Origin of the sequence: Sphingobium sp. JS3065 (genome assembly GCF_026427355.1) — a bacterium.
In the GTDB taxonomy this organism is placed as follows: Bacteria; Pseudomonadota; Alphaproteobacteria; order Sphingomonadales; family Sphingomonadaceae; genus Sphingobium.
Genome location: NZ_CP102664.1, coordinates 2,968,147 through 2,992,842, shown reverse-complemented (window position 1 = coordinate 2,992,842; position 24,696 = coordinate 2,968,147). Strand labels below are relative to the sequence as shown.

30 protein-coding genes are annotated in these 24,696 nt (G+C 65.6%); 16 read left to right on the top strand and 14 right to left on the bottom strand.

Annotation, left to right across the window (positions count from 1 at the left end; all coding sequences use genetic code 11):
* The first annotated feature begins 73 nt into the window (after positions 1 to 73).
* Positions 74 to 1,357, top strand: coding sequence for a 3,4-dihydroxy-2-butanone-4-phosphate synthase (gene ribB / locus NUH86_RS14700; RefSeq protein ID WP_267250184.1), 1,284 nt, complete (start codon positions 74 to 76; stop codon positions 1,355 to 1,357).
* Between the two features lie 10 nt (positions 1,358 to 1,367).
* Positions 1,368 to 1,790, top strand: a complete 423-nt coding sequence (gene ribH / locus NUH86_RS14695; RefSeq protein WP_267250183.1) for a 6,7-dimethyl-8-ribityllumazine synthase — start codon at positions 1,368 to 1,370, stop codon at positions 1,788 to 1,790.
* Between the two features lie 363 nt (positions 1,791 to 2,153).
* Here ribH and rpmG read toward each other — a convergent pair whose 3' ends face one another.
* The gene (gene rpmG / locus NUH86_RS14690; RefSeq protein WP_007687342.1) at positions 2,154 to 2,321 is read right to left on the bottom strand and encodes a 50S ribosomal protein L33; all 168 of its coding nucleotides are present in this window, start codon (positions 2,319 to 2,321) and stop codon (positions 2,154 to 2,156) included.
* Between the two features lie 216 nt (positions 2,322 to 2,537).
* On the opposite strand from rpmG, the gene NUH86_RS14685 reads away from it, so the two are divergent.
* From NUH86_RS14685 to NUH86_RS14675, 3 genes are all read left to right on the top strand, one after another.
* Positions 2,538 to 2,870, top strand: a complete 333-nt coding sequence (locus NUH86_RS14685; RefSeq protein WP_267250182.1) for a hypothetical protein — start codon at positions 2,538 to 2,540, stop codon at positions 2,868 to 2,870.
* Between the two features lie 24 nt (positions 2,871 to 2,894).
* Complete coding sequence (locus NUH86_RS14680) at positions 2,895 to 3,461, top strand: TMEM165/GDT1 family protein (protein WP_267250181.1); 567 nt, start codon at positions 2,895 to 2,897, stop codon at positions 3,459 to 3,461.
* Positions 3,462 to 3,577: 116 nt separating this feature from the next.
* Complete coding sequence (locus NUH86_RS14675; protein ID WP_267250180.1) at positions 3,578 to 4,069, top strand: Dps family protein; 492 nt, start codon at positions 3,578 to 3,580, stop codon at positions 4,067 to 4,069.
* A 58-nt stretch (positions 4,070 to 4,127) separates the two neighbouring features.
* On the opposite strand, the gene NUH86_RS14670 is transcribed toward NUH86_RS14675, so the two are convergent.
* From NUH86_RS14670 to NUH86_RS14645, 6 genes are all read right to left on the bottom strand, one after another.
* Positions 4,128 to 4,598, bottom strand: a complete 471-nt coding sequence (locus NUH86_RS14670) for a GreA/GreB family elongation factor (protein WP_267250179.1) — start codon at positions 4,596 to 4,598, stop codon at positions 4,128 to 4,130.
* Positions 4,599 to 4,675: 77 nt separating this feature from the next.
* Complete coding sequence (gene cobT / locus NUH86_RS14665) at positions 4,676 to 6,502, bottom strand: cobaltochelatase subunit CobT (protein WP_267250178.1); 1,827 nt, start codon at positions 6,500 to 6,502, stop codon at positions 4,676 to 4,678.
* Positions 6,502 to 7,287: a tyrosine-protein phosphatase gene (locus NUH86_RS14660; protein ID WP_267250177.1), complete on the bottom strand. Its 786-nt coding sequence runs from the start codon at positions 7,285 to 7,287 to the stop codon at positions 6,502 to 6,504. Before NUH86_RS14660 ends, cobT begins: the two co-directional genes overlap by 1 nt.
* Positions 7,284 to 7,706, bottom strand: a complete 423-nt coding sequence (locus NUH86_RS14655; protein ID WP_267250176.1) for an OsmC family protein — start codon at positions 7,704 to 7,706, stop codon at positions 7,284 to 7,286. The genes NUH86_RS14660 and NUH86_RS14655 overlap by 4 nt, the downstream gene beginning before the upstream one ends.
* 1 nt (position 7,707) lies before the next feature.
* Positions 7,708 to 8,715 (bottom strand): cobaltochelatase subunit CobS, encoded by a 1,008-nt coding sequence (gene cobS / locus NUH86_RS14650; protein WP_267250175.1) that lies wholly within the window; start codon positions 8,713 to 8,715, stop codon positions 7,708 to 7,710.
* 90 nt (positions 8,716 to 8,805) lie between these two features.
* The gene (locus NUH86_RS14645; protein ID WP_267250174.1) at positions 8,806 to 10,092 is read right to left on the bottom strand and encodes an Hsp70 family protein; all 1,287 of its coding nucleotides are present in this window, start codon (positions 10,090 to 10,092) and stop codon (positions 8,806 to 8,808) included.
* 106 nt (positions 10,093 to 10,198) lie between these two features.
* On the opposite strand from NUH86_RS14645, the gene NUH86_RS14640 reads away from it, so the two are divergent.
* Complete coding sequence (locus NUH86_RS14640) at positions 10,199 to 10,468, top strand: DUF1294 domain-containing protein (protein ID WP_267250173.1); 270 nt, start codon at positions 10,199 to 10,201, stop codon at positions 10,466 to 10,468.
* 4 nt (positions 10,469 to 10,472) lie between these two features.
* On the opposite strand, the gene NUH86_RS14635 is transcribed toward NUH86_RS14640, so the two are convergent.
* The gene (locus NUH86_RS14635) at positions 10,473 to 11,090 is read right to left on the bottom strand and encodes a J domain-containing protein (protein ID WP_267250172.1); all 618 of its coding nucleotides are present in this window, start codon (positions 11,088 to 11,090) and stop codon (positions 10,473 to 10,475) included.
* A 44-nt stretch (positions 11,091 to 11,134) separates the two neighbouring features.
* On the opposite strand from NUH86_RS14635, the gene NUH86_RS14630 reads away from it, so the two are divergent.
* The 3 genes from NUH86_RS14630 to NUH86_RS14620 are packed head-to-tail and all read left to right on the top strand — an operon-like array spanning position 11,135 to position 13,095.
* The gene (locus NUH86_RS14630) at positions 11,135 to 11,434 is read left to right on the top strand and encodes a BolA family protein (protein ID WP_267250171.1); all 300 of its coding nucleotides are present in this window, start codon (positions 11,135 to 11,137) and stop codon (positions 11,432 to 11,434) included.
* Between the two features lie 51 nt (positions 11,435 to 11,485).
* Positions 11,486 to 12,193 carry a glutathione S-transferase gene (locus NUH86_RS14625; RefSeq protein WP_267250170.1) on the top strand — a complete coding sequence of 236 codons (708 nt, stop codon included), beginning with the start codon at positions 11,486 to 11,488 and terminating at the stop codon, positions 12,191 to 12,193.
* Positions 12,190 to 13,095, top strand: a complete 906-nt coding sequence (locus tag NUH86_RS14620) for a pirin family protein (protein ID WP_267250169.1) — start codon at positions 12,190 to 12,192, stop codon at positions 13,093 to 13,095. The genes NUH86_RS14625 and NUH86_RS14620 overlap by 4 nt, the downstream gene beginning before the upstream one ends.
* A 13-nt stretch (positions 13,096 to 13,108) precedes the next feature.
* Here NUH86_RS14620 and NUH86_RS14615 read toward each other — a convergent pair whose 3' ends face one another.
* On the bottom strand, positions 13,109 to 13,924 hold the full coding sequence (locus NUH86_RS14615) for an MJ0042-type zinc finger domain-containing protein (protein WP_267250168.1): 816 nt from the start codon (positions 13,922 to 13,924) through the stop codon (positions 13,109 to 13,111).
* A gap of 150 nt (positions 13,925 to 14,074) precedes the next feature.
* Between NUH86_RS14615 and ftsE the strand changes: the two genes are divergently transcribed.
* From ftsE to NUH86_RS14595, 4 genes are read left to right on the top strand one after another with little or no spacing between them, the layout of a single operon-like run.
* Positions 14,075 to 14,785 carry a cell division ATP-binding protein FtsE gene (ftsE, locus tag NUH86_RS14610; RefSeq protein WP_267250167.1) on the top strand — a complete coding sequence of 237 codons (711 nt, stop codon included), beginning with the start codon at positions 14,075 to 14,077 and terminating at the stop codon, positions 14,783 to 14,785.
* Positions 14,785 to 15,687: a cell division protein FtsX gene (locus NUH86_RS14605; protein ID WP_267250166.1), complete on the top strand. Its 903-nt coding sequence runs from the start codon at positions 14,785 to 14,787 to the stop codon at positions 15,685 to 15,687. The genes ftsE and NUH86_RS14605 overlap by 1 nt, the downstream gene beginning before the upstream one ends.
* Entirely contained in the window at positions 15,684 to 16,214 is a 531-nt protein-coding gene (locus NUH86_RS14600; RefSeq protein WP_267250165.1) for a YdcF family protein, read from the top strand. The genes NUH86_RS14605 and NUH86_RS14600 overlap by 4 nt, the downstream gene beginning before the upstream one ends.
* An 11-nt stretch (positions 16,215 to 16,225) precedes the next feature.
* Positions 16,226 to 16,942: a lysophospholipid acyltransferase family protein gene (locus NUH86_RS14595; RefSeq protein WP_267250164.1), complete on the top strand. Its 717-nt coding sequence runs from the start codon at positions 16,226 to 16,228 to the stop codon at positions 16,940 to 16,942.
* 5 nt (positions 16,943 to 16,947) lie between these two features.
* Here NUH86_RS14595 and NUH86_RS14590 read toward each other — a convergent pair whose 3' ends face one another.
* Both NUH86_RS14590 and hisC read right to left on the bottom strand, forming a co-directional pair.
* Positions 16,948 to 17,877: a prephenate/arogenate dehydrogenase family protein gene (locus NUH86_RS14590; protein WP_267250163.1), complete on the bottom strand. Its 930-nt coding sequence runs from the start codon at positions 17,875 to 17,877 to the stop codon at positions 16,948 to 16,950.
* Entirely contained in the window at positions 17,877 to 18,974 is a 1,098-nt protein-coding gene (hisC, locus tag NUH86_RS14585; RefSeq protein WP_267250162.1) for a histidinol-phosphate transaminase, read from the bottom strand. Before hisC ends, NUH86_RS14590 begins: the two co-directional genes overlap by 1 nt.
* A 143-nt stretch (positions 18,975 to 19,117) precedes the next feature.
* On the opposite strand from hisC, the gene metX reads away from it, so the two are divergent.
* Together metX and metW are read left to right on the top strand one after the other, a co-directional pair.
* Complete coding sequence (metX, locus tag NUH86_RS14580) at positions 19,118 to 20,254, top strand: homoserine O-acetyltransferase MetX (RefSeq protein ID WP_267250161.1); 1,137 nt, start codon at positions 19,118 to 19,120, stop codon at positions 20,252 to 20,254.
* Positions 20,251 to 20,838, top strand: coding sequence for a methionine biosynthesis protein MetW (gene metW, locus NUH86_RS14575; RefSeq protein WP_267250160.1), 588 nt, complete (start codon positions 20,251 to 20,253; stop codon positions 20,836 to 20,838). Before metX ends, metW begins: the two co-directional genes overlap by 4 nt.
* A gap of 82 nt (positions 20,839 to 20,920) precedes the next feature.
* Here the strand turns inward: metW and NUH86_RS14570 are convergent, their stop codons facing one another.
* Both NUH86_RS14570 and NUH86_RS14565 read right to left on the bottom strand, forming a co-directional pair.
* Positions 20,921 to 22,486, bottom strand: a complete 1,566-nt coding sequence (locus NUH86_RS14570; protein WP_267250159.1) for a peptide chain release factor 3 — start codon at positions 22,484 to 22,486, stop codon at positions 20,921 to 20,923.
* 44 nt (positions 22,487 to 22,530) lie between these two features.
* Positions 22,531 to 23,412, bottom strand: coding sequence for an aldose 1-epimerase family protein (locus NUH86_RS14565; RefSeq protein WP_267250158.1), 882 nt, complete (start codon positions 23,410 to 23,412; stop codon positions 22,531 to 22,533).
* Positions 23,413 to 23,510: 98 nt separating this feature from the next.
* On the opposite strand from NUH86_RS14565, the gene NUH86_RS14560 reads away from it, so the two are divergent.
* Entirely contained in the window at positions 23,511 to 24,035 is a 525-nt protein-coding gene (locus NUH86_RS14560; protein ID WP_267250157.1) for a hypothetical protein, read from the top strand.
* On the opposite strand, the gene NUH86_RS14555 is transcribed toward NUH86_RS14560, so the two are convergent.
* A complete protein-coding gene (locus tag NUH86_RS14555) occupies positions 23,983 to 24,696 on the bottom strand; it encodes a DUF4386 domain-containing protein (protein WP_267250156.1) in 714 nt (237 codons plus the stop codon). The two genes, NUH86_RS14560 and NUH86_RS14555, sit on opposite strands and share 53 nt — an antisense overlap.

Below are 24,696 nucleotides of genomic sequence, written 5' to 3'. Positions count from 1 at the left end.
GATTATCGCTTGCCATGATCACATGCTGATGTGATATGCCATGCCGTCCCGTTTCGGGGAAGGAGTCGTTCTCATGTCGTCAGCCCTTATCGATACCGTCCGTTCGCTCGTCACCGGCGGCGGCATGTCCCGGTCCGGCCTTGCCCGCGCGGCGGGTCTTCACGCCAATTCCCTGCGCAAGCTGGGCGAAGCGGACTGGAACCCCACCGCCGAAACGCTGGGCAAGCTGGAAAGCTATCTCGCCAAGCGTGAAGGCGGCACCGCCCTCGCCTCTCCGGAGGAGATCATCAACGAGGCGCGCAACGGCCGCATGTTCATCCTGGTGGATGACGAGGACCGGGAAAATGAGGGCGATCTGGTGATCCCCGCGCAGATGGCGACGCCCGACGCGATCAATTTCATGGCGACCCATGGCCGCGGCCTCATCTGCCTGGCGCTCAGCAAGGAGCGGATCGATTATCTGGGCCTGGACCTGATGAGCCGCAACAACGGCACCCGGCACGAAACCGCCTTCACCGTGTCGATCGAGGCGCGCGAAGGCGTCACCACCGGCATCAGCGCCGCCGACCGCGCCCGCACCATTTCCGTCGCGATCGACGGATCGAAGGGCCGGGACGACATCGTAACGCCGGGCCATGTCTTTCCGCTGGTGGCAAAGGACGGCGGCGTACTGGTCCGCACCGGTCATACGGAGGCGGCGGTGGACGTCGCCCGCCTGGCCGGTCTCAACCCCTCCGGCGTCATCTGCGAGGTGATGAAGGATGACGGCACCATGGCGCGGCTGGACGACCTGATCCCCTTCGCCCAGAAGCACAAGATGAAGATCGGCACGATCCGCGACCTCATCGCCTATCGCCGCCGCCATGACCATATGGTCGAACGCCGCGCCGAGACCAGCTTCAACAGCCAGTGGGGCGGCGACTGGAAGGCGATCAGCTTCTTCAACAAGGCGACCCAGACCGAACAGCTCGTGCTGCAAAAGGGCCATGTCTGCCCCGACGAACCGACGCTGGTCCGCATGCATCAGCTTTCGCCGCTGGACGACATCTATGGGGCGACCGGGCCGCGCAACGGCCTGCTCGCCAAGTCGATGCAGAGCATCGCCCAGGAAGGGGCGGGCATCATCGTCGTGCTCGTTTCCCAGACGCCGGGCGATTTCGTGAGCCGCGTCCTGCGCCATCATGCGGGCCAGATCGACGCGGGTATGGACGAATTGCGCGATTATGGCGTGGGCGCGCAAATCCTGGCCGAACTGGGCGTGCACGACATGATCCTGATCAGCAACAGCCATCACAGCCTGATCGCGCTTGACGGCTATGACCTGGCCGTGGTTGGGCAGCGGTCGATCGAGCTTTAAGGAACTATCCATGGCAAAATTCCTGATCGTCGAAGCGCGCTTCTACGAGCATCTGAACGACCTGCTGATCGAAGGCGCGGTCGCCGCGCTGGAGGATGAGGGGCATAAATATGAGGTGGTGACGGTGCCCGGCGCGCTGGAAATCCCCGGCGCGGTAGCTCTGGCGGCGGAATCCGGCCGCTATGACGGCTTCATCGCCATCGGCGTGGTGATCCGCGGCGAAACCTATCATTTCGAAGTGGTGTCGAACGAAAGCGCGCGCGGCCTGATGGCGCTCAGCATGGACGGCATCCCCATCGGCAACGGCATCCTGACCGTCGAGAATGAGGCCCAGGCGCTGACCCGCGCCAAGAAGGACGAGAAGGACAAGGGCGGCGAAGCGGCCAAGGCGGCCATCGCCATGCTCGCCCTGCGGGAGAAATTCAGCGCCTGAGACAGGGCGCCGGGATCAGGACTGTGGCAGGGTTTGGCCAATGGCGGACATTAGATATCCGTTCGCCCTGAGCGAAGTCGAAGGGCTCTGCTGAGCGGAGGCGAAGCATGGAAGCCTCGCTCCGCTCGGCTGAAGGCTTCGACTTGCGGAAGGCAAGTTTATCCTGAGCGCCTGCCCTGGCAGGTAGACGAAGGGCTCAGGGCGAACGGAAAACTGAACGTCCGCTCTCCACCCAAAGCCGCCATGACTGGCAATCTGTCGCGCCAACAAGGAAAGGCCCGTTCCCCCAGGGGGACGGGCCTCTTCGTTCGGGCATGACGCCGCGAACCCAAATGTCGTCAGGCGGCCGCAGCCGCCCTCAGGTCACTTGATCTTGGCTTCCTTGAACTCGACATGCTTGCGCACGACGGGGTCGTACTTCCGGAAGCTCAGCTTCTCGGTCTTGGTGCGCGGATTCTTCTTGGTGACGTAGAAGAAGCCGGTGTCAGCCGAGCTGACGAGGCGAATCTTGACGGTTGCTGGCTTGGCCATGGCCTTAGTCCCTGGTCGTGAATATCGTGAAAAAGAAGAGCGGCCCCAAATCTCTTGCGAGGAAGGGACCGCCCCGTTTCAGCGGCGGCTCATGATGGAGATTCGGTTCGATGTCAAGGCTCGTGACCGAAAGGGGAGGGCCATGCTACACTTTACGCGGCCTTAACCGGCCAGCCTTATAGTGGAGTCGGAGCCAAAGGACGGGGGAAGCACATCATGCGACATGATCCGAAGTTGGTCATTCTTTCCGACCTGCTGCGCCGGGTCGACGGGCTGGCGGGCGAACGCGGCCATGTGTCCGTGGCGCGCCTGCGCGACGAGATCGACCAGATCCGCCATATCGCGCGGGCCTTTCACCTGGACACGGTGGAATGTCTGGCCAGCACGCTGCAATCGGCGCTGTCGCTGCAGGGGGCAGGACCGGTGGTGATGTCCTATCTCGACCTGATGCGCGATGCGATCGCTGTGGAAATGCCGGAGGCGGACGTCATCCCGATGCCCATGGCCGCCACGCCCGCGACCGGAACCGGCGCGCATCTGACCGCCTGAATCGCATTGAAAGACGGCCGCTGAATGGACGCATTGCTGATCGCGCTGCTCGGCTGCCTGTTGGGAGAGATGGGGGACAAGGGGCAATGGCTGGCCCTTGCCCTGGCGGCGCGGTTCCGGAAAGACGGCGCGGTGATCGCGGGAATCGTGGTGGCCGCCATCGCCAATGCCGCCGTGGGCGCGGCGGCGGGTGCGTTTATGGCGCCGATGCTGGGGTCCGATGCGCGGCTGCTCTTCCTGGCGCTGGCGCTGATCTTCCTGGCCATCGGCATGTTCTGGCCGGTCCGGCAGCCCGATCCGCTGGCAAGCTGGCGGACGGGGCCGTTTCTGACCACCGCGATCGGCCTTTTCATCCTGGGTTTCGGCGATGGCGCGCAATTCCTGATCCTGGGCACCGCCGTCCGCACCGCCGATCCTCTGCTGGCCGCGACCGGCGGCGCCATCGGCATCGTCGCCGCGACGGTGCCGGTGGTTCTGTGGCGCGATCATCTGTTCAAGGCGCTCCCATTAGCGGCCATTCGCCGAGGGGGCGGCATTTTGGTGCTGCTGGCCGGTCTTGCCGCGGCGGCTTCGGCGCTGCACCTCGCCTGATCGAGCATATCCATCAGACTGACCGGAATTTTCGCGGAAGATTCATCATTTAGGATGGCACCTTATCGGCGGCAGATCATTATATCTGCGAAACCAAATAGCAGCAGGAGCCAAGCATGACCGCCCCCGACCTCAAGACCCCGACGGACCTGCGCAGCAATGCGACCAAGTCAGTCGCGCAGGCGCTGAACGGCGTGCTCGCGGACAGCTATGCGCTGTATTTCAAGACCAAGAATTTCCACTGGCACGTTTCCGGTCCGCATTTCCGCGACTATCATCTGATGTTCGACGAGCAGGCCACGCAAATCCTGGCCACCACCGACCTGATCGCGGAGCGGGTGCGCAAGACCGGCAACACCACGCTGCGTTCCATCGGCGACATTTCGCGCCATCAGTCGGTGGTCGACAATGATGCCGACTATGTCAGCCCCGGCGACATGCTGAACGAACTGCGCGAGGATAATCTGAAGCTGGTCGAAGCGCTGCGCGCCGCGAAGGCCGCCGCCACCGAGGCAGGAGACAACGCGACCGAAGGCATTATCGACGACTGGACCGACCAGGCCGAGGAGCGCGCATGGTTCCTCTTCGAGGCCGGTCGCAACGGCTGACATGAGGAAGCCCTCCCGTCGAAACTGGAGGGCTTCCTCAATCCAACTGGGGCACGGTCTACTGTTCCACGATCGCCTCGATCGCGACGACCGTGACTACGCCCGGCTTGCCCGCAAAATCCACGCTTTCGCCCTGCTCCGCATCCATCATGGCGCGGGCCAGCGGCGCGGAAAAGGCGATGCGTCCTTCCGCCGGTTCAGCCTCGTCATCTCCAACGAGATCGATCCGCTTCTCCTTGCCGTTCAGCCGGTAGGTTACGCGGCTGCCGAACGCCACGGCCTCCGCATCCGGCACGGGCCGCAATTCCGCCGTCGCCAGACGAGTGCGCCAGTAGCGCAATTCGCGCTTCAGCTTCTTGGCCTCCTCCTCGGCCATGGCTTCGGTTTCGACCGCCTCCAGCGCTTCCACCTTCTCCCGCGTCAGCCGCAGGCCGCGTGCCGTCACCCAATTGGGGCCGGGCGGCAACGGAATCTCGAAAGTGGGTTCCAGATGCTCCTCGTCGCTCTCGCGACGAAAGGCGACACTCATTGCACTCTCCTGTCGAAACGCCTGTCTGCGTTCACACTGAGGTCGAAATTTCCGGGCTTTTTTTCAAGGGAAGGCCGTCAATCTTCGTCGAACAGCCCGGCTAGCTGCTCCACCATGGTTCCGCCGAGCTGTTCGGCATCCATGATGGTCACCGCGCGGCGATAATAGCGCGTGACGTCATGGCCGATGCCGATGGCGACAAGCTGCACGGGCGAGCGATTCTCGATCCACTCGATCACCTGCCGCAAATGGCGTTCCAGATAGGTGCCGCTGTTCACCGACAGGGTGCTGTCATCGACCGGCGCGCCGTCGGAGATCACCATCAGGATGCGGCGTTCTTCATTACGCGCCAGCAGCCGGCTGTGCGCCCAGAGCAGCGCCTCCCCGTCGATATTCTCCTTGAGCAGCCCCTCGCGCATCATCAGGCCCAGATTCTTGCGCGCCCGGCGCCAGGGTTCGTCGGCCTTCTTGTAGACGATGTGCCGCAGGTCGTTCAAACGCCCCGGCATCGGCGGACGCCCGGCGGCCAGCCAGTCCTCGCGGCTCTGCCCGCCCTTCCATGCGCGGGTGGTGAAGCCCAATATCTCGGTCTTCACCCCGCAGCGTTCCAGCGTGCGCGCCATGATGTCGGCGCTGATCGCCGCGATGGAGATGGGCCGCCCGCGCATCGAGCCTGAATTGTCGATCAGCAGCGTGACGACGGTATCGCGGAATTCGGTATCCCGCTCGATCTTGTAGGACAGCGAGCGCGTCGGATCGATCACGATCCGCGCCAGCCGCGCCGCGTCCAGCAGCCCTTCTTCCTGGTCGAAGTCCCACGACCGCGACTGCTGCGCCATCAGCCGCCGCTGGAGTCGGTTGGCAAGCTTCGTCACCGCGCCCTGCAAGCTTACCAACTGCTGGTCGAGGAAGCCGCGCAGGCGCAGCAACTCATCCTCGTCGCACAAATCTTCGGCCGTCACGATCTCATCATGCAGCAGCGTATAGGGCTTGTAATCGAAACCGGGCGGCACGTCGCCCATCGGCCGGTTCGGGCGGACCGGCATCATGCCTTCCTCGCCCATATCCTCCGCGCCTTCTTCGCTGTCGGCGTCGAATTCGTCGCTATATTCGGTTTCGCCGTCCTCGGTGTCGCCGCCCTGATCCTCGGCCCGCGCCTCGGCAAAGGCGTCGCTGTCGCCGGCTTGATCTTCGCCGCTGTCGCCGTCCTCCTGTTGCTGTTCCTCGTCCTCGCCCTCTTCCTCCGGTTCGGAGTCATCGGTTTCCGGCGGCATGTCGGCGTCGATCAACTGGAGATGCTCCAGCATGGCGGAGGTCAGCTTCTGGAAGGCGCGCTGGTCGTCGATCGCCATGGCCAGGGCGTCGAGATCGGCCCCGGCCTTGTCCTCGATCCACTGGTCGACCCTGGCCAGGCCCGAAGCGACATCCCTGGGCGCGGCCTGCCCGGTCAGCCGCTCGCGCACCTTGAGCGCCAGCGCCGTCGACAAGGGCACCTCATCGGCGGAACGCGCCCGGCGGATGGGATCGGACTTTAATTTCAGGTCCAGCGCATGGTTGAGGTTCGCGCGAACCCCCTCCATCGCCCGCGACCCGATCGCCTCTACCCGCGCCTGCTCCACCGCGTCATAGACCGCCCGCGCCGTCGCATCGGCGGGCGCGGCGGCGTTGTGGATCTTCGCATTATGGTGCCGCAGCCGCAGCGCATTGGCATCGGCAAAGCCCCGCGCCAGCGCCACCTGATCGGCAGGCAGGTTGCGCCCCGGCGTCGGCACCTTGATCGCCTTGCCCGCCATATGCGGCGTGTCGGCGGTGAAGCCCACCTCCACCTCCGCATCGCGCGCGATCGATCGCGCCGCGCCGGACAGCACGTCCTTGAAGGCATCCAGGGGCGAACGGTCGGCCATCAGTCCAGCAACATCCCGCGCATCGCATCCCGCGCCGCGGCGTCCACGCCCAGCACGTCGTTCAGATAGCCGTCCACGCCGCCATGCTTTTCATCCAGCGTGGAGAATAAGGCATCCAGATAGACGGCTTCCGCCTTCAACAAAGGTTCGAGCCTGTCGGTATTCGTCGACCGCATCCGCGCCACCAGCGTGTCGCGCTGCGCCAGCAGCCAGTCCCAATCGGCATGGGCGTTGGTCGCCAGATAATCCTGAACGATTGTCTGGCGCGGCACGCCCAGCGCCGCCAGGATCAGCGCCGCGCCGACCCCGGTGCGGTCCTTGCCCGCCGAACAGTTGATCAGCAACGGCACGCGCCCGTCCACGATCCGCGCGAACATGGCGCGGTAGGATTCGGCATGATCGACCGGAATGACGCGATAGAGGGCGATCATCGTCTGGCGCATGTCTTCGGCCGTCGCGCCGTCGCGCTTCAGCATCTCGCCCAGCAGGCCGCTGCTTTCGCTATAGTCGCGGCAGAAATAATCGACCTCCGCCCCATGCCAGAGCGTCGGTTCGGCGGTCCGCTCATTGCCCCGGCGAAAATCGCAGATCGCCCGGATGCCGAGCGAGCGGAGATGATCCGCATCCCCCTCCGTCAGCAGCGCCATCGTTCCCGACCGATAGAGCATGCCGCGCCTCACGCAGCGCCCGTCCGCGGTCGCATAGCCGCCGAAGTCGCGCAGATTGAACGCGCTTTCCAGCGGCAGGCGGCTGTCTTCCGGCGTCAGGGCGGCAGTCTCGCTCACGGCCGCTCCCCCTCACCGACAGTGGGGACGGCGATGGTTTCGATCTGCGTCTCGACCTCGCTCATCAGCTTGTGCACCGGGCATTTCGCGGCGACGGCGATCAGCTTGTCATGCTGCTCCGCGCTCAGCGGGCCGGAGAGCGCGATGTGGGTGGTCAGTTTATAGACGCCCTGCCGCTCCCGGCTCGCATCGCGCACCACGCCGACATGGATGCCCTCCACCGGAATGCCGTTGCGCTGCGCATACCAGAGCATGGTCATCGCCTTGCACGCGCCCAGAGCCGAATCATACAGGTCATGCGGGTCCGGCCCGGCATCATGCCCGTCCGGCGCGGACATGTCCGCGATCAGTTCATGCCCTCTTATGCTGATCCGGTGGGCGGTGCCGCCCTCCGAATCGATCCGTTCGACGACGATCATGTCACGAAGCCCGGTGCGCGACGCTTTCGGGCAGGTCCTTGCCGAAGACGCGCTGATAATATTCGGCCACCAGCGGCCGCTCCGCCTCATCGCATTTGTTGAGGAAGCTGAGGCGGAAGGCGAAGCCGACATTCTTGAAGATCAGCGCGTTCTGCGCCCAGCTTATCACCGTGCGCGGCGACATGACGGTCGAGATGTCGCCATTGACGAAGCCCTGGCGGGTCAGTTCCGCCACCTTGATCATATTCTCGACTTCCTTGCGGCCGCCCTCATGATCATATTCGCCCGACTTGGCCAGCACCACCTGCGCCTCGGTCGCGGCGGGCAGGTAATTCAGCGCCACCACCAGGTTCCAGCGGTCCATCTGGCCCTGGTTGATCTGCTGCGTGCCGTGATAGAGGCCGGTCGTGTCGCCCAGGCCCACGGTGTTGGCGGTGGCGAACAGGCGGAACCAGGGATTGGGCCGGATGACCCGGTTCTGGTCGAGCAGCGTCATCTTGCCGTCGGTTTCCAGCACGCGCTGGATCACGAACATCACGTCCGGGCGCCCCGCGTCATATTCGTCGAACACCAGCGCGACCGGCCGCTGCAACGCCCAGGGGAGCAGGCCTTCGCGGAATTCCGTCACCTGCTGCCCGTCCTTCAGGACGATTGCGTCGCGCCCGACCAGGTCGATGCGGCTGATATGCGCGTCCAGGTTGATGCGGATGCACGGCCAGCGCAGGCGGGCGGCGACCTGTTCGATATGGCTCGACTTGCCGGTGCCGTGATAGCCCTGCACCATCACGCGGCGATTATAGGCGAAACCCGCCAGGATCGCGAGGGTGGTGTCCGGATCGAACACATAGGCGGGGTCAAGGTCCGGCACCCGCTCATCGGCTTCCGAAAAGGCCGGAATCTTCATGTCGACATCGATGCCGAACACATCGCGCGCATCCACCTCGCGGTCGGGCGACGCCAACAGCGTGTCGGCGCGGGTATCGGGCTGGACGTTCGGGATGTCGGTCATTTTCTCTTGTCTCTTTGAGCGGTCTGGTCGGCACTGCCCTAACCATCAGGGACAGGCATGTCGATAGAGTGGGGCCTTAACGCGCCGGGATCAAGCAGCCCATTCGGCCAAATTGGCCTCCTGCCCGATCAGCGCCAGCCCATGGGCGATGGAGGTCAGTTCGCCGCCGGTCGCAATATGGTCTTTCCCGAAGCGCCGGTCGAAAATGCGCCGGATCGCCGGGATCAGCGACGTTCCGCCTGTCAGGAACACCCGATCGATGGCGTCGGGTCCAACCCCGGCCCTGGCGAGCGCCTTGTCCACCGTCGCCTCGATCCGGGCGATGTCGGGCGCGATCCAGCCTTCGAAATCGGCCCGCGTCACTTGTTTTTCGATGGCGAGACCGCCGCCTTCGAAACGGAATGTCGCACTTTCCGCCTCCGACAATTGCCGCTTGAGCGATCCTACCGCATCGTAGAGCGGATAGCCCAATTCCTTCTCTATCACCGTGATCATCCGCCCGATGGCGTCGGGATCATGGGCCGCCTTTCGCAAGCGCGCCAGTTCGTCCATGGTCCGCCGGTTCCGCATCAGCGCCAGCCGCGACCAGTCGGCAAAGTCCGCGAAATAGCTGCGCGGGATCTCCAGTTCCTTGTCGAAGCTTCGATAGCTGCCGCCCTTGCCCAGCATCGGCAGCACCAGATGGTCGACGATCCGATAGTCGAACCGGTCGCCCGCAAGGCCGATACCCGCCGATCCAAGGGGCACGCAGCGCCGTGCGGCGCCGGGCGCTTCGACCCGCACGATGGAAAAGTCGCTGGTGCCGCCGCCAAAGTCCGCCACCAGGATCGTCGCCGCCCCAGTCAGGCGGCTGGCATAGCTGAACGCGGCCCCCAGCGGTTCATAGACATAGTGAATCTCGTCCCCGAAACCCGCGAACATGGCGTCATAACGCCGTCGGGCGAGCGCTTCGTCGGGCCGCGCCCCCGCATATTCCACGGGCCGCCCGACCACGATCCGTTCCGGCCGCCGGTCCAGCTTTCCGCCCGCATGGGCGATCATGCGCGAGAGGAATATCTGCCCCAACTCCTCGAAGTGGAAGCGCTTTTCGAACACGCTGGCGCTTTCGAAGATCGAGCTGGCCGCCACCGACTTGAAGCTTTGCAGGAAGCGGCTGTCTTCGGGAAATTCCAGATATTCCGCGATGGCCCAGGGTCCGGCCTCATGGGCCATGCCGCCCCTGGCCGCGCTGTCGTGCCAGAAGCACAGCGCCGACCGGAACACCGCGCCGGTCGCTTCCCTGCCGGCAAATTCCACCAGTGCCGATCCGCCCTCGCCCGCGAGCGCAGCCACGCTGTTGGTCGTGCCGAAATCGAGGCCCAAGGCGCGGCTTGTCATAAATATCTCCGGGAGGAAGGGGCCGGGCCTATGGCAGCGACCGCCGCCGGGGACAAGCCCCCAGTCGGCAATGGAAAATTAAGCGTGCGTTCGCTACGACAGCGTCATGAAATTGGCGGTTCTCTCTCTTTTCCTCCTCTTTCTGAATGGCTGGACGATCTTGTGCTTCCGGCAGGACAAGGGGGCCGCCATCGCCGGTCGCCGCCGCATTCCAGAGAAAGACCTGCTCGGTCTGGCGCTGATCGGCGGATCGCCCGGCGCCCTGCTGGCACGCCACCTCTTCCGTCACAAGACGCGGAAGCAGCCCTTTTCCACGCTGTTGCAACTCATCGCCGTGACGCAAATGGGGATGGGCATCGGCTGGTTCCTGATCTGACCGATCAGGCGAAAGCCTCCGCCTTGCGCAGACGCTGATAGGCCTCGATCACCCCTTGCAGCGATTTCTCATGGCTCCGGTCGCCGCCATTATGGTCAGGATGGAAACGCCGCAACAGCTCCGTATAGCGTTGCCTGAGCGCCTTGCGGTCCGCGTCGATGGACAATCCCATCACGTCGAGCGCGCGGCGGTCGTCCCGTGACAGGAATTTGCCGTCCTGCCGCATCTGGCTGTCGGCCCGCGCCTTGGCCACCCGTTCCTTGAACCTGGCGCCGATGGCGTCCAGCGGGTCCTGGAAATCCGACCATTTGGGCGGCGGACTGGCCGCGTTGGAGGAAAAGGCCCGCGTCTCCCGCTCCCATCCCGCATAGGGGCGCTGGGCGGCGGCGATTTCCTCCGGACTCATGCCGGTGAAGAAATTATAGCCCTGATTGAATTCCCGCACATGGTCCAGGCACAGCCAGCGCCAGCGCGGCCCCTCCTGACCGGACCCGCTTTCATCCAGTGGCGGCGCGCGGAATTCGCCCGACTCCAGACAGCCGGGAACCGCGCAGGGGCGTTCGCCTTCCACCCGGCCATGGAAACGGTTGAAACGGCGTGTCGAGAAGGGATCGCTGGCCAAGATTGTCCTGATGCAACTGCGGGCAAAGCGCCTATATAGGGGCGATGACCGAGATTCTTAAAGCCCCCCTCCAAGGACCAGTCGCCACCGAAATCGAAGCCCGGCTGCGCACCGCCCTGACCCCCGAACGGCTCGCCGTGATCGACGACAGCGAAAAGCATCGCGGCCATGCGGGGCATGACGGTTCGGGCGAAAGCCACTTCACCGTGGACATCGTTTCCGACCGGTTCACCGGCCAGAACCGGGTCGCCCGGCAGCGCCTGGTCAACGCCGCGCTGGCCGACCTGCTGCGCGACAAGGTCCACGCCCTGGCGATCAAGGCCCGCGCGCCCGGCGAAGCATGACACCATAGCGCCTTTCCATGCGTTGTCCCGCCGTCCAAGGAGGCGCAACCCATGGCCTATGATTTCTGGTACTGGTCCAATATTCCCGGCCGGGGCGAATTCGTCCGGCTGACGCTGGAGGCATGCGGCATCGCCTATCGCGACCGTGCCCGCGCCGACGGCGACGAAGCGCTGATGGCGGACATGGAACGCCATGACGGCGGCCCTGCCTTCGCCCCGCCCTATCTGGTGACGCACGACCGGACCGTGGCGCAGACCGCCAATATCCTGTTCTACCTTGCCGAACGGCATGAATGCGGGCCGACGGGCATGAAACCCCGCTATTGGCTGGCACAGGTCCAGCTCACCGTCATGGACATGGTGGCGGAGGCGCATGATGTGCACCATCCGCTCGGCCCAGACCTCTATTATGAGGATCAGAAGGCCGAGGCGCTGCGCGCCGCACAGGGCTTTCGCGCCAGCCGCATCCCCAAATTCCTCACCTATTTCGAACATGCGCTGAGCGCGGAAACGGACGACTGGCTGGCGGGCCGAAGCTGGAGCTATGCCGATCTCTCGCTCTTTCACCTGATCGCCGGGTTGCGCTATGCCTTTCCGCTGCGCATGGCGACGCTGACCCCTTCCTTCCCGCGGCTGGCCGACCTGCACGACCGGGTTGCGGCGCTGCCCGAATTGCAGGATTATCTGGCGAGCGACCGGCGGCTGCCCTTCACCGCCGAAGACATATTCCGCCACTATCCCGAACTGGACGCAGCATGACTCCGACCGACCCGATCATCCAGACCATCACGCCGACCACCCATAATCTGGGCGATTTCCGGGTCTATCGCTCGCTGCCGGCCAGGGAACGGACCATGGTTGGCCCCTTCATCTTCTTCGACCAGGCCGGACCCGCCCGCATCGCGCCGGGACAGGGGGTGGACGTGCGCCCGCACCCCCACATCAACCTCGCCACCGTCACCTATATGTATGAGGGCAGTTTCCTCCACCGCGATTCCCTGGGCACGGAGCAGTTGATCGAACCGGGCGCGGTGAACCTGATGACGGCGGGCAAGGGCATCGTCCATAGCGAGCGTTCGCCGGACGAGGACCGCGTGAAATTGTCGAAGCTCTCCGCCATCCAGACCTGGCTGGCCCTGCCCGACCGCCATGAGGAAATGGACCCGGCCTTCGAACATGTCAGCGAGGGCGGGCTGCCGATCATCGACGGCGGCCATGCAAGGGCGCGCGTGATCATGGGCAGCCTTTGGGGTCAGACATCGCCCGTCACCACCTATGCCAACACCATCTATGCCGACATCCAGCTTTCCCCCGGCGGTTCCGTCCCCATCGATGCGGATGCGGAGGAGCGGGCGATCTACGTCTCCGGCGGCGACGCGGCGCTGGACGGGGCGATGCTCCAGCCGCAGACGCTCTACGTCCTGCGTCCCGGCATTCGGGCGACGTTGATGAGCGTGGACGGCGGGCGCGTGATACTCTGCGGGGGCGAGGCGTTCAAAAGCCACCGTCATGTCTGGTGGAATTTCGTCTCATCCTCGACCGACCGCCTCATGCAGGCCCGCGAGGATTGGGAAGCCATGCGCTTTCCCCTGATTCCCGGCGACGATCAGGAATTCATCCCGATCCCCCTGGGGAGGCCGAAGACGGTGAGCTATCCCTGAAATCCGTCATTCATCACTGCACGAAAGTCAGCGACAGATTCTCCGCATTTTTCGGGATGTCGATCCGGCTTTCATTGATCGACGCTTCCTCGCCCGGTTTCAGGCTGGTCCGGTCGGCCTTGGTCGTCCAACTGAACACCAGCCGGTTCTGCCGGTCGCGCAGTTGCACCAGCACGGGCGGCACCGGCAGCGTCTGTTTCCCGCTGTTCACGATCCGCGCGCCAAAGGCGAAATATTCCTCCCCGGTCGGCAGCTTGCGCCGTTCGGCGGGCTTGGAGAGATAGAATAGCAGGTCCGGATCGCCTTCCTCCGGCACCAGCCCCAGGTTGATCGCCCAACTGGGCGTCCCGAAATACCAGAGCGCCCCGCCCGCGCCCCCCACCGCAAGGCAGAAGGCCAATGCGGCATAGGTCCAGATTTTCAGCCGGTTGCGGCGCGGCTTCACAGGTGCTGGGGCCGTTTCCGCCCAGCCGTCACGCGCCGCCGCTTCGGCGCGTCCGTAGATATCGTCGAACCGATGATCGGACGTGGCCGCGACCGGCTCTTCCACCTGCGCCGCCACGGGTTCCGCTTCTTCCTGCTCGGCGGGCGCCACGATTTCCTCGACAGGCGGCGGCGGCGGTGGAGCAGGCGGAGGTGGAGGTGGAGGAGGCGCGGCCACTTCGGGCGCGCCCGCCGTCGCCAGCGCTTCCTCGCGTGGGGCAAGGGTGGCGCCTTCCTGGAACCAGCTATGTTTGCAGGCGGCGCAGCGAACCTGGCGGCCATTCGGGCCGACGGCGCTGTCCGGCACGATATAGCGCGTGGCGCAGTTGGGACACACCAGGATCATGACGCTTCATAGCCATGAGTTGGATTCCAGGGCAAGCGGCTTCGACATATCGCGACTCGCGGGAAGAGCGCGGGCTTTACGTCCGCCCGTCCGCTGTGCCATGGCTATCGCTCGGGGAAGCAGGGAGCGCGCAGGCGCTGAAATTGACGCATGTCGGCCATCGTCCAGTTCGAAAATGTCGGCCTGCGCTATGGTCTGGATAGCGAGACGCTGTCCGACGTCAGCTTTTCGCTCGCCAGCGGCGGCTTTTATTTCCTGACCGGCGCGTCGGGCGCGGGCAAGACGTCGCTGTTGAAGCTCCTCTACCTCGCCCAGCGGCCCAGCCGGGGCGTGATCCGCCTGTTCGGGGAGGATGTGGTGACGCTGCCCCGCAAGCGCCTGCCCGGATTCCGCCGCCGCATCGGCGTGGTGTTCCAGGATTTCCGGCTGGTTCCGCACCTGTCGGTCTATGACAATATCGCCCTGCCGCTGCGGGTCGCGGGCATGGAGGAAGCGGAGATCGACGCCCCGGTCAGCGAAATGCTGAACTGGGTCGGCCTGGGCGATCGCGGCCGGGCCCGTCCCGCCACCCTGTCGGGCGGGGAACAGCAGCGCGTCGCCATCGCCCGCGCCGTCATCGGCCGCCCGGAGATATTGGTGGCGGACGAACCGACCGGCAACGTCGACGCCGACATGGCCCGCCGCCTGCTGACCCTGTTCGAGGCGCTCAATCGCCTGGGAACGACCATCGTCGTCGCCACCCACGACCTGCCGCTGATCGCGCAGGTTTCCAGCGCCCAGATGATGAAATTGGACAAGGGCCGCCTGTCCGACCCCACCGGGTCGCTGCGCTACCCGCCCAGACCTAAGGCGGCGGGCTGATGGCGGGTTCGGATCGCCGCGCCGCCGCCGCAGCGCGCCATCGGCTGCTGCCGGAAGGACGGGTGGCGGGGCCGATGCCGTGGATCATCGCGATCATGATGTTCCTGACGGTGCTGTCCGCCGCCGCCGGGCTGGGCCTGGGCGCGGCGGTGAAGGCGATGGGCGCGGACCTGGCCGGACGCGCCACGGTGCAGATCGTCGAGGCCAATGCGCAGCAGCGCGACCGCCTGAGCGCCAGCGTGGCTGAGGCCCTGCGCAAGGTCGGCATGGTCCGCGCCGTCCACCCCGTCCCCGCCGCCACGCTGGCCGACCAGATCCGCCCCTGGCTGGGGCAGGATGCGGCGAGCGGCGACCTGCCGATCCCGGCGCTGATCGACATCGAACTCACCCCCGGCCAGACCGACGCGAAGGTCGACAGCCTGCGCCGCCAGTTGAGCGCCGTCTCGCCCAAAATCCGCATCGAGCCCCATGCCGCCTTCCTGGCGCCGCTCGCTGGACTGCTCTCCGCGCTTGGCTGGCTGGCGGCGGGGATCGTGCTGCTGATGACGCTGGCGACCGGGGCGGTGGTCGTCCTCGCCGCCCGCGCCGCCCATGACAGCCATCGCGGCACCATCGACGTGCTGCACCTGATGGGCGCGACCGACGTGCAGATCGCTCGGCTGTTCCAGCGCCGCATCGGCCTGGACGCGCTGTTCGGCGGCGCGCTGGGTTTCACCGTGGCGCTGCTGGTGATCCTGCTGCTGGGCGCAAGGCTGCTGGCGACCGGCTCCGAATTGCTGAGCGCCATCCATCTGCCATGGACAAGCTGGGCGATACTGGCCGCCATTCCGGTCGGTTGCGTGCTGCTGGCGACGCTGGCGGCGCGCTGGACCGTGCTGCGGTCGCTGGGGCGGCTGCTATGATCGTCCGCCTTATCGCCGTCACGCTGCTGGGGTGGATGCTGGGCTTCGCCTGGTTCGCGATGCTTCTGCCGCAGCCGCTGGACGGGCGCCAGACCGACGCCATCGTCGTGCTGACCGGCGGGGCGGGGCGCATCGACCGGGGCCTGTCCCTGCTTCGGGACGGCGCGGCCAAGCGGATGCTGATTTCCGGCGTCGACCGGTCGGTCCGCCCGGTGGAACTGGCCGCGCAATATCAGGCGCCCGAACGGCTCTTCACCTGCTGCATCACGCTGGGCCGCGAAGCCATCGACACCCGCTCCAACGCCATAGAGACCGCGCATTGGCTGGAGCGGCGCGACTTCAAGACGGTGCGCCTCATCACCACCGACTGGCATATGCGCCGATCCGCGCTGGAGCTGCGTCAGGCCTTGCCGGGCCGGGTCACGCTGGTCTACGACGCCGTGCCCAGCCGCCCCAGCCTGATGATCCTGGTGCGGGAATATAATAAATATCTGCTGCGCCGGGCCGCGGCGCTGATCGGTATCTGACGGTTTCCGCGATGCTTACCGCCCTGCGATCTTTGGCCTTCATGCTGATTTTCTATGTCGGCTCGCTGCTGTTCGTGCTGGCGGCGATGGCCAGCAATCTGGTCGTGCCCCGATCGGTCCCGGCGGTCGCCACCCAATGGAGCCGCTTTCACCGCGCCTGCGTCCGCTGGCTGCTGGGGCAGAAGATCAGGGTGGTCGGCCCACTGCCAAAAGGCCCCTATCTCTACATCCTCAAGCATGAATCGATGTTCGAGACCATCGACCTGCTCTGCCTGCTGGATCGCCCAGCCATCGCCGCCAAGCGGGAATTGTTCGACATTCCGCTGTGGGGCGGCATCGCCCGCCACTACGGCCTGATCCCGATCGAGCGCACCGCCGGGGCCAGCGCCCTGCGCGCCTTGCGCGCCGCCGCCAGGGCCACGACGGCGCAAGGCCGCGCCGTCTGCCTCTTTCCGGAAGGCACCCGCGTCCCCCATGGCGAAAGCCCGCCCTTGCGCGCCGGTTTCGCGGGCCTCTATGCGTTGCTGGGCCTGCCGGTCGTGCCCATCGCGGTCGACAGCGGCCGCGTCTCTCCACGCGGCAAGTTCATGAAGCGCAGCGGCACCATCACCTATAAGGTTGGGGAGATCATTCCCCCCGGCCTGGACCGGAACGAGGCCGAAACGCGGGTCCATGCCGCCATCAACGCGCTGAACCTTACAAAACCCCGTTCGCCCGAACGGAGTTAGAGAATTCAATGACTCCGCCCGAAATCGGGCTTGGGATCGTCCTGCCCCTGTTCGATGATCGACCGCCGGATCGCCCGCGTCCGGGTGAACAGGTTGAACAGCGCATCCCCGTCATTCCAGCGGATCGCCCGCTGCAACGCCGACAGATCCTCCGAAAAGCGCTGGAGCATCTCCAGCACGGCGTCCTTGTTCGCCAGGAACACGTCGCGCCACATGGTCGGATCGGACGCCGCGATGCGGGTGAAGTCGCGGAAACCACCGGCGGAATATTTGATCACCTCCGACTGGGTCACATCCTCCAGATCGCTGGCCGTGCCGACGATGGTATAGGCGATGAGGTGCGGCAAATGGCTCGTCACCGCCAGCACCAGATCATGATGCGCCGGATCCATCGTCTCGACATCGGCGCCCACGCGCCGCCATAGCTCGGCCACGCGCTCCACCGCTGCCGGATCGGCCTCCGCGGGCGGGGTCACGATGCACCAGCGTCCCTGGAACAGCGAGGCGAAGCCCGCCTCCGGCCCGCTATTCTCCGTCCCCGCGACAGGATGCGCCGGGATGATCGTCCGCCCCGGCAGCGCGGCGCTCAATTGCGCCAGCACGTCGCCCTTGCAGGAACCCACGTCGCTGACGATCGCCTCGGCCGGCAGGTCGGCGGCGATCTCCGCCGCCGCCGCGCCCATCGCCCGCACCGGCACGCACAGCACGACCAGATCGGCGTCCGTCACCGAAGCGCCCGCCGTATCGGTCACATCGTCGGTAAGGTCGATGGCCCGCGCGGTTTCCCGCACGCCCGCATCGGCATCATAGCCCGTCACCCGCACGGTCGGCATATATTCCCGGATCGCCCGCGCCAGCGAAGACCCGATCAGGCCCAGCCCGATGATCGTGACCCGTGAAAAGCCTGTCCTCAGTTCCGTCGAAGGGGGCAGCATCAGACCGCTTCCGCCATGGCGCGCAGCCTGGCCGCGACCTTGCGCACCTGATCTTCGGTGCCGATGGTGATGCGCAGTCCGTTGGGCAGGCCCTGCCCCGGCAGCCAGCGCGTGGCGAAACCTTCGTCCCACAGCCCCTTCATGGCGTCCTCCGCGGTCAGCTTGCCGTCGAACAGGATCAGCAGGAAATTCGCCTTGCTCGGCACGACGCGCAGGCCGTGGTTGGACAGCGAAGCCACCTCGCCCGCCAGCCATTCGCGCCATTGCCGGTTATGCGTCCGGCTCGCCTCGACCCAGGCGGTGTCGTTGATCGCCGCCGCGGCCGCCGCCTGCCCCGCCGCCGTCACGTTGAACGGCGCGCGGATGCGATGCAGCACGTCGATCACCTCCGCGCTGGCATAGCCCCAGCCGATCCGTTCCGCCGCCAGCCCGTAAATCTTCGAAAAGGTCCGCGTCACGAACATATTCGCGGCGTTCCTGGCCAGTTCCAGCCCGCCATCATCCTCACCGGCATCCAGATATTCGGCATAGGCCTGATCCAGCACGAACAATATGTCGGGCCTGAGGCCCGCATGCAACCGGGCGATTTCCTCCCGCGACGTCATGGTGCCGGTCGGATTGTTGGGATTGGCGAGGAAGACGACCTTGGTCTTCTCCGTCACGCAGGCAAGCAGCGCATCCACATCGGTCGCATAGTCGGCATCCGGCGCGACGACCGGCGTCGCCCCCACGCGACGCGCCGCGATGTCGTACACCGAAAAGCCGTAGCGGACGTAGAGAATCTCATCGCCCGGCCCGGCATAGGCGCTGGCCGCGATATGCAGCAGTTCGTCCGACCCGGTCCCATAGATCACCCGCGCCGGGTCCAGCCCATGCGCCGCCGCGATCGCCTCTCGCAGCTTGGCCGCGCCGGGATCGGGATAGGTGGCCAGATCCGCCGTCGCCGCCACCAGAGCGGCCCGTGCCGCTTCGCCGGTGCCCAGCGGATTTTCATTGGCAGACAGCTTCACCAGCGGTCGCCCGTCATCGGCGGCCGACTTGCCCGGCACATAGGGCGAAATACCGAGAATCCAGTCTTTGGGAGCAGGCTTTGTCATGCGCCGCGCTTTAGCGTCATCGAAGCGAAACGCAAAGCCGCCTCTCCCCAAAACTCATCCTTCTCCTGCAAAAGCAGGCGCGCGACTCATGGCAAAGGCCAGCCGATTGACAGACTCCGGCCCCGGTCCTAGCCCGGACATATATGGCCAGCGCGTCCTTTTCCGATGACATCCGTTTCGGCCTGCGCCGCCAGGCCCGCCTGACCGGCCCGCTGCGGCTGGACAGCGGCGCGGCGCTAGGACCGGTCGACATCGCCTATGAGACCTATGGGCGGATGAATGCGGACCGGTCGAACGTCATCCTGATCTGCCATGCGCTGACCGGGGACCAATATGTCGCGTCGGAGCATCCCGTCACCGGCAAGCCCGGCTGGTGGTGGCGCCTGGTGGGCGAGGGAAAGCCGGTCGACCCCGCCCGACATTTCATCGTCTGCGCCAATGTGATCGGCAGTTGCATGGGCTCCAGCGGCCCGGCCAGCATCGATCCCGCGACCGGCGAACCGCATGCGATGCGCTTTCCGGTGATCACCATCGCCGACATGGTCCGCGCCCAGGCGATGCTGCTCGACCATCTGGGCGTGGACCGGCTGCATGCCGTCATCGGCGGCTCCATGGGCGGGATGCAGGCGCTGAGCTGGCCGACCCTCTATCCGCAGCGCGTGGAAAGCTGCATCGTCATCGCGTCGACCGCCCGCCACAGCGCCCAGAACATCGCCTTCCACGAAGTGGGGCGGCAGGCGATCATGGCCGACCCCAACTGGCGCGGCGGCGATTATTATGCCGACGGGGCGATCCCCAGCGCCGGGCTGGCGGTGGCGCGCATGGCCGCGCACATCACCTATCTGTCCGAAGCGGGCCTGACCGAGAAATTCGGGCGGCGGTTGCAGGGGCGTGACGCAAAGACCTTCGGCTTCGACGCCGATTTCCAGGTGGAAAGCTATCTGCGCCACCAGGGGCTGAGTTTTGTCGAGCGGTTCGACGCGAACAGCTATCTCTACATCACCCGCGCCATGGACTATTATGACATAGCGGAGGATCATGACGGCAGCCTCGCCAAGGCCTTCGCAGCCTCCAGGGCGCGCTTCTGCCTCGTCAGCTTCGATACGGACTGGCTTTATCCCACGGCGGAATCCCGCCTGATCGTCCACGCCCTCAACGCCAGCGGCGCGCATGCCAGCTTTGTCGAACTTTCCAGCCCGTTCGGCCATGACGCCTTCCTGCTGGAATGCCCGGAATTGAACCGCGTGGTCGACGGCTTCCTGAAGGGCGGCCGGGCATGAGCCTGCGCCCCGATCTGGCCCTGATCGCCCGTACCGTCACCCCCGGCGCCCGCGTCCTGGATGTCGGCTGCGGCGACGGCGCGCTGATGGCGGCCTTGCGCGACACGAAACAAGTCGATGCCCGAGGGCTGGAAATCGACCCGCAAAATGTCGCCGCCGCCGTGGGACGGGGCCTTTCAGTCGTGCAAGGCGACGCCGACACGGATCTTAGCTATTATCCCGAAGCCAGCTTCGATTATGCCATCCTCAGCCAGACGCTCCAGACCACCCGCCGCCCGGACCGCGTGGTGGAGGAATTGCTGCGCATCGGGCGGCAGGCCTTCGTCTCCTTCCCCAATTTCGCCCATTGGCGCGGGCGGCTGTCGCTCTTCTGGGGCGGAAGGATGCCGGTGACGCGGCTGCTGCCGGACACATGGTATGACACGCTCAACATCCACCATGTCACGGTCGACGATTTCCGGGCGCTGGTGAAGGAACGCGGCTGGACCATAGACGGCCAGTGGTTCCTGAAAGGTGACAGGGAAACCACCCATGCGAACGCCAATCTGTTCGCGGAACATGCGGTGTTCCTGCTGCGGCGGTGAGCGGGTGGGGTGGGGAGCCGTCATTCCCCTCCCGCCTGCGGGAGGGGAATATGTTGGGTTGGCCACTTGCGGCCACCCCGCGTCACCGCTCCTTGGTGGCGCTGAACTTGACCTTGGGGTGGCGTTCCTGCTGATAACCGATGTCCCAGGCGCTCTTCGCCATGAAGACCTGGTTGCCATCGCGATCCTTGGCCATGTTGGCGCCATTGAACGACACCAGATCCTTGATCGCGGCCTCATCCCCGGAAATCCAGCGCGCCGTGTCGAAGGGGGAAGCCTCCAGCCCCGCCGCGACCTTATATTCCGCCTCCAACCGCGAAATCAGCACGTCCAACTGCAACTGCCCGACCACGCCGACGATCCAGTTGGACCCGATCTCCGGATAGAAGACCTGGATCACGCCCTCCTCGGACAGGTCGTCCAGCGCCTTCCTCAACTGCTTCGTCTTGGTCGGGTCTTTCAGCGCCACGCGCCGCAATATTTCCGGCGCGAAGTTCGGTAGGCCGGTGAACCGCACCCCCGCCTTCTCGCTCAGCGTATCCCCGACCCGGAGCGTGCCGTGGTTGGGAATGCCGATGATGTCGCCGGGATAGGCCTCATCCGCTATCTCGCGGTCCTGCGCGAAGAAAAGGATGGGCGAATGCACCGCGATCGGCTTGCCGCTGCCCGAAGGGGTCAGTTTCATGCCCCGCTTGAACTTGCCCGAACAGAGCCGCATGAACGCGATCCGGTCGCGATGCTGCGGGTCCATATTGGCCTGCACCTTGAAGATGAAGCCGGTGACTTCGCTATTCTCCGGCTCGACCGGCGCGGGTTCGGCCGGCTGCGCGCGCGGCGGCGGCGCATGGGCGGCCAGCGCCTCGATCAACTCGGTCACGCCGAACAGCTTCAGCGCAGACCCGAAATAAACCGGCGTCAGGTCGCCATGCCGATAGGCGGCGAGATCGAAATCGGCATAGCCGCCAACCGCCAGTTCCGCCTCCTCCCGCAGCCGCGCCAGACCCTGTTCCGACAGCGATCCCGCCAGCGCATCGTCGTCTATGCCGGAGAAAAAGGCTTCCTTCCCCTCAAACTCCTTGCTGGCTCCGGTGGGCTGGCGCAGCCGGTTCTTCGCGAAGTCGTAAATCCCCTCAAACTCGCCGCCCATGCCGACCGGCCAGCTCATCGGGCACACGTCCAGCGCCAGCGCGTCCGCCACCTCATCCAACAGGGCGAAAGCGTCGCGCCCCTCCCGGTCCACCTTGTTGACGAAGGTGATGATGGGAACATTGCGCAACCGGCACACTTCGAACAGCTTGCGCGTCTGCGGCTCTATGCCCTTGGCGGCGTCGATCACCATCACCGCCGAGTCCACCGCCGTCAGCGTGCGATAGGTATCCTCGGAAAAATCCTCGTGCCCCGGCGTGTCGAGCAGATTGAAAGTGATCCCGTCCCGCTCGAACGTCATGACCGAGGAGGTCACGGAAATCCCGCGCTGCTGTTCGATCTTCATCCAGTCCGACCGCGCGCGCCGGTTCGCCCCGCGCGCCTTGACCTCTCCGGCCAGATGGATCGCGCCGCCCTCCAGCAACAGCTTTTCGGTCAGGGTGGTCTTGCCCGCATCCGGATGCGAGATGATGGCGAAGGTGCGGCGGGAGGGAATGCTCATGGGCGGCCCATATAGCGATTCGCGGGGAATTCGCCAGCCGCGCCTCAGCCGGTGATGCCGACATCCATCCGAAATCGCCGTTCCCCGCCGGGCGCCAGCCGCATGATCCCCTGCTTGCCCCAGATATCGCCGGTGAAGCCGACCGGATCGGCCATCCCCGCCCACGGTTCGACGCACAGATAATGCGCGCCCGGTTTCTGCCACAGCCCCAGCCAGGGCGTATCGGGAAAGTCGATCTTCAGTCCCCTGCCGCCCGGCACGCCCCAGAACAGGCTGCGGCTTTCCAGCCGGTCCCAGATCAGCGCATCGCCTTCGAACATCGCATGGGTCGGCGCCAGCGCATGGCCCTCGACCGGGGTTTCCACGCTCTCCAGCGCGATCAGTCCCGGCTCATCGCCCACCTTGCGGATCGGCGCGGGTTCAGCCTTTTCGAACAGCACCCGATGCGCCTCCACCGCGCCGCCATAGGGCAGCGGCCAGGCGAAGGCCGGATGATAGCCGAAGGAAAAGGGCATGTCGGTCGCCCCTAAATTGCCGACCGTCGCCGTCATCCGCAACGTCTGCCCCTCGACCGCGAAGCGCATGTCCAGCCGGAAATCGAAGGGATAGACCGCCCGCGTCTGCGCATCCGCCTCCAGCCGGAAGGTCACGGCGTCGGCGCTCCGCTCCACCGCCGCGAAATTCCTCTGCCGCGCAAAGCCGTGCTGCGGCATAGGATAATCCCGCCCCTCGAAGCGGTAGACGTCACCCCGCGACCGCCCCACGAAGGGAAAGAGCAAGGGCGCATGCCCCGCCCACCAGCGCGGATCGGCGTCGGTCATCAACTCGCGCCCGTCGGCATCCCTGAGCGACCATAGTTCCGCGCCAAGAGGATGGATGCTGGCGCTCATGCCGTCCGAGCCGATGCCGATATATTCGTCCGCCATGCGTCAAGAATCTCCCATTGCCTGGCAAAGGCATAGCGATGAAGCGGGCCGGGAACCACGCCCCATGTCAAAGGGTTGGAAGTCCGGGAGAAAAACGGATGAAATGGATATTCTTGACCGCGCCGCTGCTTTTTTCGACTGCCGCTATGGCGCAGGAACAGGAAAAAAAGGACGACACCCTCAAAAAGGCGGGCGATATCGCCACCCAACCGGCGCGCGACGTCGGCATCGACAAGGACAAGATTCCCGAAGTGCTGCAACAGGCGGTCGAAGACCCTTATGCACGCCCCGCCTCGCGCAGTTGCAAGAACCTCCAGGCATCGCTGGCCGAACTGAACGCCGTCCTGGGCGCGGACTTCACCGTGGGGCAAAAGGCCAATGAAAACCGCACCGGCAAGATCGCCGAGGCGGTGGGCAAGACGATCGTCAATTCGATCATCCCCTTTCGCGGCCTGGTGCGGGAGATCAGCGGCGCCGCCCCCGCCGAGCGCCGCCTGGAAGCCGCCGTCACAGCTGGCATAGCCCGGCGCGGCTATCTGCGCGGGATTGCTGCGGAAAGGGGCTGCAAGATCACGAGTCCGCCGCCGACCGCTCAGGAGAAGGCCGAGGACGCCAAAAAATAAACAGCGAAAGCGCGAAGGCGGCTTCGGCCAGCAGCGCGACTATATCCGCCTGAATCACCGTCGCGTCGGCAAGCTCCGGCGCGACCAGCGCCACTGACCGCACCGCCATCTGGACGAAGCCGCCCAGCGCCAGCCCGATGCCCACCGCCCTGGGCAACCGCCCCGACCGAAAGGCCAGCAACCCGATCAGCAGCAGATAAAGCCCGATGAAGATGCGCCCGATCCCCTGAACCGCCTGGCCCAGCGCGAGGGAGAGTTGCACCAGCGAATGCGCCTCCGTCATGCCGATGCCCGGATGCGGCGCACCGTCGAGCAGGACCGACGGCGCCATGGTCATGATGCCGCTCGCCGCCAGCGTGGCGACCCCGGTCAGCGACATCAACGCCGCCACCCGCGCCAGATTGCGTCCCATGGGCGCGAATAGCGCATAAAGCAGCGCCGTCGCCACGATCATCCCGCACAGCATCGCCACGTCGGCGGCTTCCCCGGCGCGATAGAGCCAGGGATAATCAGCGATATTGCGCGCCGTTTCCCGCCCATTGCCGGGCACGACCAGCGCCGCCCGGACCACCGCATCGCCAAAGATATGCGCCGCCATCGCGCCGAGGGTGAAGAGTCCGGCGAGCCGCGCTTTCCCTTCCATCCCGGCGAACGGCTTCAT

Bases quoted from the DNA above. Each gene is read 5' to 3' on its own strand.
- NUH86_RS14555 (WP_267250156.1), bottom strand. From the start codon at position 24,696: ATGAAGCCGTTCGCCGGGATGGAAGGGAAAGCGCGGCTCGCCGGACTC.
- NUH86_RS14595 (WP_267250164.1), top strand. From the start codon at position 16,226: ATGCTTACCGCCCTGCGATCTTTGGCCTTCATGCTGATTTTCTATGTC.
- NUH86_RS14600 (WP_267250165.1), top strand. From the start codon at position 15,684: ATGATCGTCCGCCTTATCGCCGTCACGCTGCTGGGGTGGATGCTGGGC.
- NUH86_RS14630 (WP_267250171.1), top strand. From the start codon at position 11,135: ATGACCGAGATTCTTAAAGCCCCCCTCCAAGGACCAGTCGCCACCGAA.
- ribH (WP_267250183.1), top strand. From the start codon at position 1,368: ATGGCAAAATTCCTGATCGTCGAAGCGCGCTTCTACGAGCATCTGAAC.
- NUH86_RS14655 (WP_267250176.1), bottom strand. From the start codon at position 7,706: ATGATCGTCGTCGAACGGATCGATTCGGAGGGCGGCACCGCCCACCGG.
- NUH86_RS14670 (WP_267250179.1), bottom strand. From the start codon at position 4,598: ATGAGTGTCGCCTTTCGTCGCGAGAGCGACGAGGAGCATCTGGAACCC.
- metX (WP_267250161.1), top strand. From the start codon at position 19,118: ATGGCCAGCGCGTCCTTTTCCGATGACATCCGTTTCGGCCTGCGCCGC.
- NUH86_RS14625 (WP_267250170.1), top strand. From the start codon at position 11,486: ATGGCCTATGATTTCTGGTACTGGTCCAATATTCCCGGCCGGGGCGAA.
- ribB (WP_267250184.1), top strand. From the start codon at position 74: ATGTCGTCAGCCCTTATCGATACCGTCCGTTCGCTCGTCACCGGCGGC.
- hisC (WP_267250162.1), bottom strand. From the start codon at position 18,974: ATGACAAAGCCTGCTCCCAAAGACTGGATTCTCGGTATTTCGCCCTAT.
- NUH86_RS14590 (WP_267250163.1), bottom strand. From the start codon at position 17,877: ATGCTGCCCCCTTCGACGGAACTGAGGACAGGCTTTTCACGGGTCACG.
- NUH86_RS14645 (WP_267250174.1), bottom strand. From the start codon at position 10,092: ATGACAAGCCGCGCCTTGGGCCTCGATTTCGGCACGACCAACAGCGTG.
- ftsE (WP_267250167.1), top strand. From the start codon at position 14,075: ATGTCGGCCATCGTCCAGTTCGAAAATGTCGGCCTGCGCTATGGTCTG.
- NUH86_RS14640 (WP_267250173.1), top strand. From the start codon at position 10,199: ATGAAATTGGCGGTTCTCTCTCTTTTCCTCCTCTTTCTGAATGGCTGG.
- NUH86_RS14685 (WP_267250182.1), top strand. From the start codon at position 2,538: ATGCGACATGATCCGAAGTTGGTCATTCTTTCCGACCTGCTGCGCCGG.
- rpmG (WP_007687342.1), bottom strand. From the start codon at position 2,321: ATGGCCAAGCCAGCAACCGTCAAGATTCGCCTCGTCAGCTCGGCTGAC.
- NUH86_RS14605 (WP_267250166.1), top strand. From the start codon at position 14,785: ATGGCGGGTTCGGATCGCCGCGCCGCCGCCGCAGCGCGCCATCGGCTG.
- metW (WP_267250160.1), top strand. From the start codon at position 20,251: ATGAGCCTGCGCCCCGATCTGGCCCTGATCGCCCGTACCGTCACCCCC.
- NUH86_RS14565 (WP_267250158.1), bottom strand. From the start codon at position 23,412: ATGGCGGACGAATATATCGGCATCGGCTCGGACGGCATGAGCGCCAGC.
- cobS (WP_267250175.1), bottom strand. From the start codon at position 8,715: ATGACCGACATCCCGAACGTCCAGCCCGATACCCGCGCCGACACGCTG.
- NUH86_RS14680 (WP_267250181.1), top strand. From the start codon at position 2,895: ATGGACGCATTGCTGATCGCGCTGCTCGGCTGCCTGTTGGGAGAGATG.
- NUH86_RS14615 (WP_267250168.1), bottom strand. From the start codon at position 13,924: ATGATCCTGGTGTGTCCCAACTGCGCCACGCGCTATATCGTGCCGGAC.
- NUH86_RS14620 (WP_267250169.1), top strand. From the start codon at position 12,190: ATGACTCCGACCGACCCGATCATCCAGACCATCACGCCGACCACCCAT.
- NUH86_RS14560 (WP_267250157.1), top strand. From the start codon at position 23,511: ATGAAATGGATATTCTTGACCGCGCCGCTGCTTTTTTCGACTGCCGCT.
- NUH86_RS14675 (WP_267250180.1), top strand. From the start codon at position 3,578: ATGACCGCCCCCGACCTCAAGACCCCGACGGACCTGCGCAGCAATGCG.
- cobT (WP_267250178.1), bottom strand. From the start codon at position 6,502: ATGGCCGACCGTTCGCCCCTGGATGCCTTCAAGGACGTGCTGTCCGGC.
- NUH86_RS14570 (WP_267250159.1), bottom strand. From the start codon at position 22,486: ATGAGCATTCCCTCCCGCCGCACCTTCGCCATCATCTCGCATCCGGAT.